This window comes from Aurantimonas marina, assembly GCF_017183135.1.
GTDB lineage: Bacteria > Pseudomonadota > Alphaproteobacteria > Rhizobiales > Rhizobiaceae > Aurantimonas > Aurantimonas marina.
Genome location: NZ_JADDXW010000009.1, coordinates 60,128 through 73,024 on the forward strand (window position 1 = coordinate 60,128; position 12,897 = coordinate 73,024).

The following is a 12,897-nucleotide window of genomic DNA, read 5'->3' on the forward strand; positions in this document are numbered from 1 at the left end:
CCGTCGCGCCGCTTCGTTGGAAAGGACCATCTTGGCGCAAAAAGCCGGGAAACGAATATCGGGCGACAGCGGGTCGACGCTGACGACACTGGCCAATCTCTGGCCCTATATGTGGCCGTCGGACCGGCCGGATCTCAGGATGCGAGTCGCCTATGCGACGTTCTTCCTGGTACTGGCCAAGCTGCTCACAGTTCTGGTTCCGTATTTCTATAAATGGGCCACAGACGCCCTGGATGGGGCCGATTCGGCGCGCGAATGGCTGCCGCTGGCGCTGACCGGCGCCATTACTCTGGTGGTGTCCTATAATGTCGCGCGGGTGTTTTCGGTCGGGCTGAACCAGCTTCGCGACGCGCTGTTCGCGCGGGTCGGTCAATATGCCGTGCGCCGGCTGGCCTATCGCACGTTCGTCCATATGCATCGGCTGTCGATGCGTTTTCATCTGGAGCGACGGACCGGCGGCCTGTCGCGCATCATCGAACGCGGCACCAAGGGCATCGAGTCGATCGTGCGATTTACGATCCTCAACACGCTGCCGACCATCTTGGAGTTCGCCCTGGTGGCGATCATCTTTGGCTTTGCCTACGGCGTCAGCTACCTTGCCGTCATCGCCACCACGGTGGGGCTCTACAGCTGGTTCACCATCAAGGCGAGCGACTGGCGGATCGGCATTCGCCGCGACATGAACGATTCCGACACCGACGCCAGCACCAAGGCGATCGACTCGCTGTTGAACTTCGAGACGGTCAAATATTTCGGCAACGAGTCCATGGAAGCGGAGCGCTTCGACAAGGCGATGTCTCGCTACGAGATCGCGGCGACGCGAATCTGGACGTCGCTCGGATGGCTGAATTTCGGCCAGGGGCTGATTTTCGGAGCCGGCATGGCGGTGGCGATGGTGATGTCGGCGCTCGAAGTCCGCGCCGGAACCCAGACGCTCGGTGACTTCGTCTTCATCAACGCCATGCTGATGCAGCTGTCGATTCCGCTCAACTTCATCGGTTTCATCTATCGCGAAATCCGACAGGGGCTGACCGATATCGAGGCGATGTTCGATCTGCTCGAGGTCGAGGCGGAGGTGAAGGATCCGGCGGACGCCCCGCCGCTGGAGGTCAGCGAAGGCGCGATCCGCTTCGAGGACGTGCGCTTCGGCTATGATTCGGCGCGCGAAATCCTCAAGGGGATTTCCTTCGACGTTCCGCCTGGCAAGTCGGTCGCGATCGTCGGCCCCTCTGGAGCCGGCAAATCGACCATCTCGCGACTGCTTTTCCGGTTCTACGACATACAGTCAGGTCGCATATTGATCGACGGTCAGGATATTGCCGGCGTGCGCCAGGAATCAGTGCGCGCCGCGATCGGCATCGTGCCGCAGGACACGGTGCTCTTCAACGATACGATCACCTACAACATCCGCTACGGGCGCATCGGGGCGAGCGAGGCGGAGGTCCGGCGGGCCGCCGAACTGGCGCAGATCGCCGGGTTCATCCAGGAATTGCCGGATGGCTTCGATTCGATGGTCGGCGAGCGCGGGCTGAAATTGTCCGGAGGTGAGAAGCAGCGGGTGGCGATCGCCCGCACGATCCTCAAGGCCCCGCCGATCCTGGTACTCGATGAGGCGACTTCCGCTCTGGATACGCACACCGAACAGGAAATCCAGGCGGCGCTTGACCTGGTGTCGCAGGAGCGCACGACGTTGACCATCGCGCATCGGCTTTCCACGATCATCGACGCCGACGAAATCATCGTGCTGAAGTCGGGTGAGATCGTCGAGCGGGGATCGCACCGCGAACTCCTCGAGGCGGCGGGGCTATACGCGGAGATGTGGGCGATGCAGCGCGAGGCGACCGAAGCCGAAGAGGCACTCCGGCGTGCCCGCGAGGCGGACGAGTTCGGCGTAATCGAACGGCGGAGGACCGAGGAAGTGTAGCGCCGGCGGCGCGGTGGCGCCTTGTCGGCGGTGCAGTCCCGCCACATCTGTCGAGGCGGGCCCGGGTATCGAGCGCGGGTGCCATTTTTTACCGTTGAGGATCGCCGGCGGCATTTCGCTCCTGCTTGCCTCTCCTCTTGTCCATCCCTACCGCAAGGGTCGGGATAACCGAGATCAGGAAGGAAGAAGACACACCGTGGATATCATCGCCTCGATCCGAAACGCGTTCGTGCCGATCCACCGGGCGGGCTATCCGTTCATCGCCGCGTTCTTCGTAGCCGCCGTCGTGCTCGGTTTTTTGTGGGAGCCGCTGTTTTGGATCGGCCTCATCCTGACCGCCTGGTGTGCCTATTTCTTTCGTGATCCCGAGCGTGTGACGCCGATCGCCGATCATCTGGCCGTCAGCCCCGCGGACGGTCGCGTGTCCCTCGTCGGTCATGTCGTGCCACCGGCTGAACTCGATCTCGGTACCGACCCGATGCTGCGCATTTCGGTGTTCATGAATGTCTTCGATTGTCATGTGAATCGCGCGCCCATGCGGGGCCGTATCCGGCACATCACCTATCGTGAGGGCGAGTTCAAAAATGCCGAGCTGGACAAGGCGAGCGAAGTCAACGAGCGCAGCTCGATGGTCATCGAAGGGCCGAAAGGCGAGATCGGCGTCGTACAGATCGCGGGGCTCCTAGCGCGTCGAATCATCTGCTGGGCCAAGGTCGAGGATCGGATCGAGGCGGGCGAGCGCTTCGGACTGATCCGCTTCGGCTCGCGCCTCGACATTTATCTGCCTGACGGAGCCCGGCCGCGCGTCGCCGAAGGACAGATCGCCACTGCCGGCGAAACCGTCATCGCCGAGTTCGGCGACAACTTGCCCGTATGGCCGTCGAGGCGCGACTGATGCCGATCGAATCTCCCTTTCCCCCATTTGATCCCGGCAAGCCCGACATTGAAGACGGGCCGGTCCGCCGTCGTATTCCATTTCGCCACATCGTGCCGAACCTCATCACCATCTTGTCGATCTGCGCCGGGATGACCGGCATCCGGCTGGCTTTCGAGGGTCAGTTCGAGTTCGCCGTTGGAATGGTGCTCGGCGCGGCGTTTTTGGACGGCATCGACGGCCGTGTCGCACGGCTTCTCAAAGGTCAAAGCCGCTTCGGCGCCGAAATGGATTCCCTCGCCGACATCGTCAATTTCGGCGTCGCGCCAGGTCTCGTGTTGTATGCTTATATGCTCAACGAAGCCGGAGCCTTCGGCTGGATCGCGGCATTGCTCTATGCAAGCGCCTGCGCACTCAGACTCGCCCGCTTCAACACCATGCTCGACGACCCGAAGCGTCCCAAATGGCATTCGGCGTTCTTTGTCGGCGTTCCGGCACCGGCCGGTGCCGGCCTCGCCATGTTTCCCGTATATCTGAGCTTTTCCGGTCTGGATCTCGGCTTTCCCGAGATCACGGCGACGATCGCGTCGGTCTATCTCGTGTTCATCGGACTGTTGATGTCGAGCCGCTTGCCGACTTGGTCGGGCAAGGGTGCCGGCCTTCGGGTGCCGCGCGACTACGCCATTCCTATCATCCTCGCCTTTGTTCTCTACGTCGCGCTTTTGCTCAGCTTCTTCTGGGAGACGCTGTCGGTCACGGCGATCGTGTACTTCGTCTCGATCGGCTTTTCGGTTCGGGCGTTCGGCAAGCGGGCGAAACGCGAGACTCGCTCGGCGGCGGATCAGGCGGGGTCGCGGTAGTCCAGGAAGCGGTCTTCGCGCACATCGAACAGCTTGCCGGTCTCGACGACGTTCGGGAAGGCGAGGGGCACGATCTTCGCCGCCACCTCGCGGGCGGTCGGCAGCGTCTTCGGATCCTCGCCCGGCATCGCCTGCGCCCGCATGGCGGTGCGCGTCGCGCCCGGATTGACCGAATTGACCCGAAGCGGCAGGTTCATCGTTTCGTTCGCCCAGGAACGCACCATGGCCTCGCAAGCCGCCTTGGAGGCCGCGTAGAGCGACCAGAACGCCTTGGCCGAATGGGCGGCGCCGGACGACATGACGATGGCGCGCCCGGCGGGGGATTTGCGTAGCAATGGATCGACCGTGCGGATCAGCCGCCAGGTCGCGTTTACGTTGACCGTCATGGTCTTATCGAAAGTTTTCGCCTCGATGTGGCCGATCGGTGCAAGGACGCCGAGCAGGCCGGCATTGGCGACTAGGACATCGAGCCGGCCCCAGCGCTCGTTGATGGCACCGCCGAGGCGGTCGATCCCCGCCATGTCGGTGAGATCGAGGGGGACGAGCGTCGCCGAGCCGCCGGCTGATTTGATCTCGTCGTCCAGTTCCTCGAGGCCGCCGACGGTGCGCGCCAGCGCGATGACATGCGCGCCCTCGGCGGCGAGGCCCTTGGCTATGTGGTAGCCGATGCCGCGCGAAGCCCCCGTGACCAGCGCGATCTTGTCTGTCAGCATTTGCGTCATCTCAACCCACCGGGAAGGTGCCATCCGTAGCTTTGAGCTCCGTCGGCAACGTTCTGGCCGAACGCGCTCAGATCCAATGATGTCTCACGAAGGTCACGACTTTCATGGACCTGTCCCATCTCAGCCCGTCCCACCCAGCAACGAGAGGGGCCGGATATTTTCCGTCCCGTCCTGATCGGTCAGGGAGGTCGGATAGTCGCCGGTAAAGCAAGCATCGCAGAACTGCGGCGTCAACTTGTTGCGCGAGGGCTCGTCGGTGGCGCGGTACAGCCCGTCGATCGACAGAAACGACAGCGAATCGACCTTGATGAAGTCGGCCATCTCGTCGATCGTCATACGCGAGGCGAGGAGCTTGGCCTTTTCCGGCGTGTCGACACCATAAAAGCAGCTGGCGCGGGTGGGCGGCGAAGCGATCCGCATGTGGACCTCGGTCGCGCCTGCCTCGCGCACCATCTGCACGATCTTTTGGCTGGTCGTGCCACGGACAATCGAATCGTCGACAAGGACGACGCGCTTGCCTTCGATCATCCGGCGGTTGGCATTGTGTTTCAGCTTCACGCCCATGTGGCGGATGGAATCGGTCGGCTGGATGAAGGTACGGCCGACATAATGGTTGCGGATGATCCCGAGTTCGAAGGGAAGACCGGCCTCCTGCGCGTATCCGATCGCGGCAGGCACGCCGGAATCGGGAACCGGCACGACGATGTCGGCTTCCACATGGCTCTCACGCGCCAGTTCGCCGCCGATCTTCTTGCGAATCTCGTAGACATTGCGGCCCTCCACCGTGGAATCGGGGCGGGCGAAATAGACATATTCGAAGATGCAGAAGCGGGGGCGGCGCGCTTGGAAAGGGAAGATGCTCTCGATTCCATCCTCGCTGATCACCACGAGTTCGCCGGGCTCGATGTCGCGGACGAAATCGGCGCCGATGATGTCGAGGGCACAGGTCTCGGAGGCCAGGATCGGCGATCCCTCGAGATCGCCGAGTACGAGCGGCCGGATCCCGAGAGGGTCGCGCACGCCGACCATCTTCTTTGACGAGAGTCCGACCAGCGAAAAGGCGCCCTCCAGTCGCGACAGCGCGTCGATCAGCTTTTCGACGAAATGCCGTGCCGCGCTGGTCGCGACGAGATGCAGAATGGTTTCGGTGTCGGAGGTCGACGAGAAGATGGAGCCGCGGCGTTGCAGCTCGCGCTGAATGGTCAAGGCGTTGGTGATGTTGCCGTTGTGGGCGACTGCGAAGCCGCCGGCGGACAGTTCGGCAAAGAAGGGCTGGACGTTACGCAAGCCGCCGCCACCGGTGGTGGCGTAGCGGGTGTGGCCGATCGCGGAGGTTCCCGGCAGACGCTCGAGAACTGCCTGCTTGGTGAAGGTATCGCCGATCAGACCGGCATGGCGCTCAACATGAAATTGCGAGCCGTCATAGGAAACGATCCCCGCCGCTTCCTGGCCGCGGTGCTGGAGCGCATGAAGGCCGAGCGTGACGACCGCGGCCGCGTCCGTCCGCTGGAAAATGCCGAAAACACCGCACTCCTCGTGCAGTTCGTCGTCGCCGAAGGGCGTCTCGTCCATAAGATTATCCGCCGTTTGCCGGTGTCGGTCGGCTTTCCGTGAGGTATTCACCATATAGGCCCGTGTCAGGGACGACGCGAGGGTGTGGCTGTCAGGGGCTTAGATTCTCTGCGGACCTTACTGCGGTTGCGTCGGCTCCGCCCCACCTGAATCCTGGATCGCGCCTTCGATCGACGCAGGCTCTTCCGGCGAGGGAGGTGTATCCGTCGCCGGCACGCCGTCCGTGCCCTGGATCTTCTCGAGGATAATCTGCTCCGGGTTCTCCGGCAACGCCGCGACCAATTGCTTGCCAAGATTGTCGAGATACGGCTTGGACCAGGCGTTCGCGACCCATGCCGGCTGATTCTCGGGCGCCAGCCAGTTGAAGAACAGCATGGCCACCACGACGAGAAGGAGGCCGCGCACGGCACCGAAGATGAAGCCGAGAACGCGGTCGAGCGCGCCGATGCGGCTATCGATGATGAAGTCGGCGATTCGCAGCGTGATGTACGACACGATGATCAGCGTGACGAGGAAGATCGCGGCGGCGGAAGCCACCATGGCCACTGTGGTTGAAGAGATGTATTCCGCGAAATAGGGCGTCAGGGGCTTGTAGAAGAGGAAGGCGGCGACCGCCGCTACCAGCCAGGATATCACCGAGAGGATTTCGCGGGAGAAGCCGCGCACCATGGCAAGAAGCGCCGAAACCAGCATGAGTGCGAAAAGGATCGCGTCGAGAAGTGTAACGGTCATGGATGGTCGGTCCCGTGGACGTTCGGATCAGGCGCGGGTGGCAGATGCCAGTATGACATGCCTGCGAATGACGCCTTACCTCTTTGGCGGCTATTTTACACTAGGGGGCAGCGCGAAAATCAACCGATCGAGGGGAGCGAGCCCGACGCGACCCGGCCGACGAGGTCGGGCAGGGTCTCCACTTCATGCGGCACGATCTCGCCCGAACGCGGCAGATCGGCGCTGGCCGACGGCAACACCGATTGCCGGAAACCGAGCTTTTCGGCTTCCTTCAGACGCTGTGCCGCATGCGCGACGGGCCTTACGGCGCCGGAGAGACTGACCTCGCCGAAATAGACGCAATCGGAGGGCAGTGCGGCGCCGCTGAGCGAAGATACGAGCGCCGCCGCGACTGCGAGGTCCGCCGCGGGTTCGGAAATCCGGAAGCCGCCCGCGACATTGAGGTAGACGTCGTGTTGGCCGAGTCGCACACCGCAATGAGCTTCAAGCACCGCCAGAACCATGGCGAGTCGCGGCTGGTCCCAGCCGACGACCGCGCGGCGGGGGGTGCCGAGCGCCGACGGCGCGACCAGAGCCTGGATCTCGACGAGGACCGGACGGGTTCCTTCCATGCCGGCAAAGACGGCGGCCCCGGGGGCTTTTTCGTTGCGCTCCCCAAGAAACAGTTCGGACGGGTTGCGCACTTCGCGCAGTCCGATGTCGCTCATTTCGAAGACGCCGATCTCGTCGGTGGGGCCGAAGCGGTTCTTGACGGTGCGCAGGATGCGGTAGTGGTGGCCGCCTTCGCCCTCGAAATACAGAACCGCGTCGACCATGTGCTCGACGACGCGGGGCCCTGCGATCTGGCCGTCCTTGGTGACGTGGCCGACGAGAATTACCGCCGCGCCGCTGGCTTTGGCGTAGCGCACGAGTGCCTGCACCCCCGTGCGGACCTGCGTAACGGTCCCCGGCGCCGATTCGGCCATGTCGCTCCACAGCGTCTGGATCGAATCGATGATGACGAGATCCGGCCGGCGAGTTTCGGCGAGCGTCGCCAGGATGTCTTCGACATTGGTCTCGGCCATGAGTTGTACCGACGTATCGGCGGCCTTCAGGCGCTGGGCGCGAAGGCGCACCTGCGCTACGGCCTCTTCGCCGGAGACATAGACGACACTGTTTCCGCCGCGTGACAGCGCCGCGGCCGCCTGCATCAGCAGGGTCGATTTGCCGATGCCGGGATCGCCACCGATGAGCAGGGCCGATCCACGGACAATGCCGCCGCCGGTCGCCCGGTCGAACTCGTCGATGCCGGAGACGATGCGCGGGGCTTCTTCCATCTCGCCCGAGAGCGGCAGAAGCGCCGAGGGACTGCCTTTGCGCCGGCCGCGTTGCGGCCCGCCGCCAATCCCGCCGGACGTGTTTTCCTCGACGATGGTGTTCCACTCGCCGCAGGAGTCGCATTTGCCCTGCCAGCGGGCGGTGACCGCGCCGCAGTTCTGGCAAATGAAGCTGAGTTTGGGTTTGGCCATTGCAACCTTGGAGTCTGAAAGGCGTCGATTGGAACGAAACATAAACAAACGCCGCCCGACCGCAACTCTGAACCGTGCACAGGGCACCAATCCGCGGTAAAGCAGCGAGCGTCCTTCGGCGGCGTTTGGTTGGTGCTGGTTAGCGTGACATACGGTCGCAAAGGGTTGTCTCGTCCATTCTCGACGAGATTCGCGAAAGACGATCAAATGACTTTGTGGATTGGACTATACTTCCTGGCGATCAACATCGCTGCCTATTTCGCCTTCGTTTTCGACAAGGCCAAGGCGAGATCCGGCGCAAGACGCATACCGGAGAAAAGCCTTCTGCGTCTTGCCCTCCTCGGTGGCAGCATCGGCGCCATCTCCGCCCAGCGGATCATTCGCCACAAGACCTGTAAAGAGCCTTTCCGCACATGGCTGAACGCGATCGCGTTCCTGCAGCTTGTCGTGATCGCAGGCTTGGCGGTCACCGTGCTGCTCTTCGGACCCACCCCGATTCTAAACTGGATGAGCCAGGGCCTCAGCTGAAGGTATCGTCGCGCGACCACAATCGTTTCACCCGTGGTCCGAGGCCGGTCAGCAATTCATAGGCAATGGTGCCGGCGGCCTGCGCCACCGCGTCGATCGGCATGTCCGGGCCGAAGAATTCCGCCCGCGCGCCGGGCTGGACCGCGTCGTCGGGAAGGGCGGTGACATCCAGCAGGGTGAGATCCATGGAGACTCGGCCAAGGACCGGCACCCGCCGGCCGGCGAGTATGGCCTCGGCTCCGGGCCGCAACTGACGCATTCCGACGCCGGCGCCCGACGCGGCACGATGATAACCGTCGGCATAGCCGATGCCGACGGTGGCGATTCGCGTGTCGCGGTCGAGCCTTGCCGCCGCGCCGTAGCCGACTGCCTCGCCGGCCTTGGCGATTCGCACCTGGAGAACTGACGCGGTGAGCCGCGCGACAGCCCTGATCGCTTCCGACGAACCGGGGCCTGCCTCGCCGCCATATAGCGCGATGCCCGGCCGTGTCAGATCGAAGGCATAGTCGGGGCCGAGAAAGACACCGGCGGAATTGGCAAGGGATCGGGGAACCGACGGAAACAGTCCGGCAAGCGCCCGAAACCGTTCGAGTTGCTCGGCGCTCTGCGAGGTCGGCTCGTCGGCGGAGGCCAGATGGCTCATGACCAGACACAGCTCGAGCTCGCCGGAGGCGGCGAGGTCGGCGGCCAAGCGGGCATCCTTGGATGTGAGGCCGAGCCGGTTCATGCCGGTTTCGAGCTGCACCGCGGCGGGCGTTTTGCTTGCGGCGGCCCGCAGCCCCTCGCGCCAGATGGTAATGTCGTCCGGCGTCGAGAGCACCGGCGTCAGGTTTCGCGCCAGATGGAGCAGAACCGTCGCGGGCTCGAGGCCCTGGAGCACGAAGATTCGCGGCGCCGCCGAGGCGGTCGACGCGTTGGCCGGCAGTCGTTCGAGCGAGTCGCGCAAGACGGCGCCTTCCTCGGCCCAGGCGACGAAGAAATCGCGGCAGCCGGCTTCCCACAACGCCGCCGTGACCTCGGCGGCGCCGAGGCCATAGCCGTTCGCCTTCACCGCTGCGCCCGTGCGGACGCCGGGATTGCGCAAATCCAGCATCCGCCAGTTGGCGATCAGTGCGGCGCGATCGATCTCGACGACCGGCATGCGGTCCGGCCTCACGCTGGTCGGGACAGGGGAAAGCGGCATCGTTGTAAGACTACTCGAACCGCTCGGGAAGGTAGGTCTCGTCCGCGAGATCGGTGAAGCGAGTGTATTCGGCCTGGAAGGCGAGGGGGACGGTTCCGGTCGGTCCGTGGCGCTGTTTGGCGATGATCACCTCGGCCTTGCCGCGCGCTTCGTTTAGCTCCTGCTCCCACTTCAAATGCTCGTCTGTGCCCGGCTTCGGCTCACGGTTCGATAGGTAATATTCGTCGCGATAGACGAACATCACCACGTCGGCATCCTGCTCGATCGAACCGGATTCGCGGAGGTCGGAGAGCTGCGGCCGCTTGTCGTCGCGGCTTTCGACCTGCCGCGAGAGCTGCGATAGGGCGATGATCGGCACGTTCAGCTCCTTGGCCAATGCCTTGAGGCCGGTGGTGATCTCGGTGATTTCCTGGACCCGGTTGCCCTGTGTTCGGCTCGAGCCCTGCATCAGCTGGACATAGTCGATGATCATCACGTCGAGCCCGCGCTGCCGCTTCAGGCGTCGGGCGCGGGCCGACAGCTGCGCGATAGAGATGCCGCCGGTCTGATCGATATAGAGCGGCAGCTTTTGCATCATCTCCGAACAGCCGATCAGCTTGGTCAGCTCCTGGTCGTTGATGTTGCCGCGCCGGATCTTCGACGACGAGATTTCGGTCTGTTCGGAAATGATGCGGGTGGCGAGCTGCTCGGCCGACATTTCCAGGCTGAAGAAACCGACGACGCCGCCATTCTTTGCCTTGAAGCTGCCGTCCGCCTGCTCGGCCGGCTCGTAGGCCGCCGCAATGTTGAAGGCGATGTTGGTCGCGAGCGACGTCTTGCCCATGGCCGGACGGCCCGCGAGGATGATCAGATCGGAGGGCTGCAGCCCGCCCATCCGCCCGTCGAGCCCGATAATGCCGGAGGAAACACCGGAGAGGCCGCCATCGCGGTCCTTGGCGGCGGTCGCCATCTGGACGGCCAGCGTCACCGCGTCAGTGAATGACTGAAAACCGCCATCGTAACGGCCGGTTTCCGCCAGCTCGAACAGGCGGCGCTCGGCATCCTCGATCTGACTTTTCGGCTCCATGTCGAGCGGTGCGTCGAAGGCGATGTTGACTACATCTTCGCCGATCCGGATCAGCGAACGGCGAATCGCCAAATCGTAGATCGCCCGACCGTAGTCGGCGGCATTGATGATGGTCGTCGCCTCGGCCGCAAGCCGCGCGAGATATTGTGCGACGGTGAAATCGCCCACTTTGTCATTGGCCGCGAGGAAGGTTTTGATCGTCACCGGGTTGGCGATCTTGCCCATCCGAATCATTTCGGACGTCTTGCCGAAGATCTCCCGGTGCAGGGGCTCGAAGAAGTGATCGGGTTTCAGAAAGTCGTGGACGACATAATAGGCGTCATTGTTAACGAGCATGGCGCCGAGCAGGGCCTGCTCGGCCTCGATGTTGCTCGGAGCCTCACGATAAAGCGCAGTCTCGTCCTCGGTTTTACGCGCCGCATCCGCCATGCCGCGTGACCTCTACCGCCGTTTCAGGGTGCGACCGGACTACACCATGGAGCCGCCCGATCCTACCAAATTGGCACCCTTGCGACGATATGAGCGGGTTCGCCGAAACCTGTGAAGTGCTGTTCATAAGTTCGGGGATAAAATCCGCGGCACGTTGACATCAGACCCGGCGCGAAGCCGCCTCGGCTACTCCGCCGCATTGCGGTCGCGCCATGATTCGAGCCCTTCGGTTCGGCTGGCGGCCTGTTCCTTTTGCCGAAGCCGGGTCTCGGTCTCATAAATATAATCCCGCGTAATCGGGAGCGATTCTAGCTTCTTCGTCAGCTGGACCTGGAAGACGACGAGATCTTGCCAGCGGAAGGCCGTTTCGGACGCGGCGAGGTAAAATTCCCACATGCGACAGAACCGCTCGTCATAAATCGCCTTGGCTTCCTCCCGCCGGGCTTCGAAGCGTTCCCGCCAGTGCCGCAGGGTCTCGGCGTAATGCAGCCGGAGAATTTCGACGTCGGTCACGATCAGGCCGCTGCGCTCGGTGGCCTTTGTCACCTGCGACAGGGAAGGCAGGTAGCCGCCCGGGAAAATGTATTTGCCGATGAAGGCGTTGGTGTTCGCCGGCTCTTCGATTCGCCCGATCGTGTGCAGCAGCATGACGCCGTCGTCGTCGAGGAGACGCGCGCACTGTCCAAAATAGTCTTCATAAAAGTCGAGACCGACATGCTCGAACATGCCTACCGAGACGATCCGGTCGAACGGCCCCTGGGTGTCGCGGTAGTCCTCCAGCCGGAAATCGGCTCTTTCGGCAAGTCCCGCATCGACCGCTCGACGTTGCGCGATCGCCAGCTGCTCGTCGGAGAGCGTGACACCGGTCACCTTCGCATTCAAATGCTGGGCCAGATAAAGCCCGAGCCCACCCCAGCCGCAGCCGACATCGAGTGTCCGCAGGTCAGGCCGGTCGAAGAAGAGCTTGGCCGCGATATGGCGCTTCTTGGCAAGCTGTGCCCGGTCGAGGCTGGCGTTCGGTTCTTCGAAATAGGCGCAACTGTATTGCCGGTCCGTGTCCAGGAACAGGTCGTATAACTGGCTCGAAAGATCGTAGTGGTGATGGACGTTGGCCCGCGCCCGCTGCGGCGTGTTGTTCTGGATATAACGGCGATAGAGCAATCGCATCCGCCCGATCGCCCGCATCCAGGGCTCGCTCGTTGCATCGTTGCCACCATTGCGGAACGCAAGGCTGAGGAGATCGAAGATGCTGCCCTCGACCATGTCGACGCCGCCATTCATGTAGGCTTCGCCGAATTTGAGACCGGGGTTGATCGCGACACCCCACTCCGCCGCTTTAGAGTTGAACCGGATGTGCAGGGGCTTGCCGGTTCCGTCGCCCCATCGTGATGTCGTCCCGTCCGGGTCCGTAACGGTGAGGTTTCCGAAGCGAAAGAGGTGGGTGAGGTAGGTGGACAGGATGCGGTTCATGACAAAATCTCCCGACCTTGGTCCGAAGA

At 63.1% G+C, this 12,897-nt stretch carries 11 protein-coding genes; 4 read left to right on the forward strand and 7 right to left on the reverse strand.

Annotated elements, in window-relative coordinates:
• Window positions 1–31 precede the first annotated feature (31 nt).
• The 3 genes from ING15_RS11760 to ING15_RS11770 all read left to right on the forward strand — a co-directional run bounded on the left by ING15_RS11760 (window position 32) and on the right by ING15_RS11770 (window position 3,658).
• Window positions 32–1,924 carry an ABCB family ABC transporter ATP-binding protein/permease gene (locus tag ING15_RS11760; protein WP_332873817.1) on the forward strand — a complete coding sequence of 631 codons (1,893 nt, stop codon included), beginning with the start codon at window positions 32–34 and terminating at the stop codon, window positions 1,922–1,924.
• Window positions 1,925–2,120: 196 nt separating this feature from the next.
• Window positions 2,121–2,819 (forward strand): phosphatidylserine decarboxylase, encoded by a 699-nt coding sequence (locus tag ING15_RS11765; protein ID WP_206455014.1) that lies wholly within the window; start codon window positions 2,121–2,123, stop codon window positions 2,817–2,819.
• Window positions 2,820–2,824: 5 nt separating this feature from the next.
• The gene (locus ING15_RS11770) at window positions 2,825–3,658 is read left to right on the forward strand and encodes a CDP-alcohol phosphatidyltransferase family protein (RefSeq protein ID WP_206455107.1); all 834 of its coding nucleotides are present in this window, start codon (window positions 2,825–2,827) and stop codon (window positions 3,656–3,658) included.
• Here ING15_RS11770 and ING15_RS11775 read toward each other — a convergent pair.
• The 4 genes from ING15_RS11775 to radA form a co-directional block, all read right to left on the reverse strand.
• Window positions 3,640–4,380 carry an SDR family NAD(P)-dependent oxidoreductase gene (locus ING15_RS11775; protein ID WP_206455015.1) on the reverse strand — a complete coding sequence of 247 codons (741 nt, stop codon included), beginning with the start codon at window positions 4,378–4,380 and terminating at the stop codon, window positions 3,640–3,642. The two genes, ING15_RS11770 and ING15_RS11775, sit on opposite strands and share 19 nt — an antisense overlap.
• A 120-nt stretch (window positions 4,381–4,500) precedes the next feature.
• Window positions 4,501–5,952: an amidophosphoribosyltransferase gene (gene purF / locus ING15_RS11780; RefSeq protein WP_206455016.1), complete on the reverse strand. Its 1,452-nt coding sequence runs from the start codon at window positions 5,950–5,952 to the stop codon at window positions 4,501–4,503.
• A 117-nt stretch (window positions 5,953–6,069) separates the two neighbouring features.
• A complete protein-coding gene (locus ING15_RS11785; protein ID WP_206455017.1) occupies window positions 6,070–6,684 on the reverse strand; it encodes a CvpA family protein in 615 nt (204 codons plus the stop codon).
• Between the two features lie 119 nt (window positions 6,685–6,803).
• Window positions 6,804–8,192, reverse strand: coding sequence for a DNA repair protein RadA (radA, locus tag ING15_RS11790; protein ID WP_206455018.1), 1,389 nt, complete (start codon window positions 8,190–8,192; stop codon window positions 6,804–6,806).
• 207 nt (window positions 8,193–8,399) lie between these two features.
• Between radA and ING15_RS11795 the strand changes: the two genes are divergently transcribed.
• Window positions 8,400–8,720 (forward strand): DUF1294 domain-containing protein, encoded by a 321-nt coding sequence (locus tag ING15_RS11795; RefSeq protein ID WP_206455019.1) that lies wholly within the window; start codon window positions 8,400–8,402, stop codon window positions 8,718–8,720.
• Here ING15_RS11795 and alr read toward each other — a convergent pair.
• The 3 genes from alr to ING15_RS11810 all read right to left on the reverse strand — a co-directional run bounded on the left by alr (window position 8,713) and on the right by ING15_RS11810 (window position 12,868).
• A complete protein-coding gene (gene alr / locus ING15_RS11800) occupies window positions 8,713–9,861 on the reverse strand; it encodes an alanine racemase (RefSeq protein WP_232845717.1) in 1,149 nt (382 codons plus the stop codon). The two genes, ING15_RS11795 and alr, sit on opposite strands and share 8 nt — an antisense overlap.
• A 52-nt stretch (window positions 9,862–9,913) precedes the next feature.
• On the reverse strand, window positions 9,914–11,398 hold the full coding sequence (locus ING15_RS11805; RefSeq protein WP_206455021.1) for a replicative DNA helicase: 1,485 nt from the start codon (window positions 11,396–11,398) through the stop codon (window positions 9,914–9,916).
• 186 nt (window positions 11,399–11,584) lie between these two features.
• Window positions 11,585–12,868, reverse strand: coding sequence for a class I SAM-dependent methyltransferase (locus tag ING15_RS11810; protein ID WP_206455022.1), 1,284 nt, complete (start codon window positions 12,866–12,868; stop codon window positions 11,585–11,587).
• Window positions 12,869–12,897 lie beyond the last annotated feature (29 nt).

Bases quoted from the DNA above. Each gene is read 5' to 3' on its own strand.
- ING15_RS11775 (WP_206455015.1), bottom strand. From the start codon at position 4,380: ATGACGCAAATGCTGACAGACAAGATCGCGCTGGTCACGGGGGCTTCG.
- purF (WP_206455016.1), bottom strand. From the start codon at position 5,952: ATGGACGAGACGCCCTTCGGCGACGACGAACTGCACGAGGAGTGCGGT.
- ING15_RS11785 (WP_206455017.1), bottom strand. From the start codon at position 6,684: ATGACCGTTACACTTCTCGACGCGATCCTTTTCGCACTCATGCTGGTT.
- radA (WP_206455018.1), bottom strand. From the start codon at position 8,192: ATGGCCAAACCCAAACTCAGCTTCATTTGCCAGAACTGCGGCGCGGTC.
- ING15_RS11795 (WP_206455019.1), top strand. From the start codon at position 8,400: ATGACTTTGTGGATTGGACTATACTTCCTGGCGATCAACATCGCTGCC.
- alr (WP_232845717.1), bottom strand. From the start codon at position 9,861: ATGCCGGTCGTCGAGATCGATCGCGCCGCACTGATCGCCAACTGGCGG.
- ING15_RS11805 (WP_206455021.1), bottom strand. From the start codon at position 11,398: ATGGCGGATGCGGCGCGTAAAACCGAGGACGAGACTGCGCTTTATCGT.
- ING15_RS11810 (WP_206455022.1), bottom strand. From the start codon at position 12,868: ATGAACCGCATCCTGTCCACCTACCTCACCCACCTCTTTCGCTTCGGA.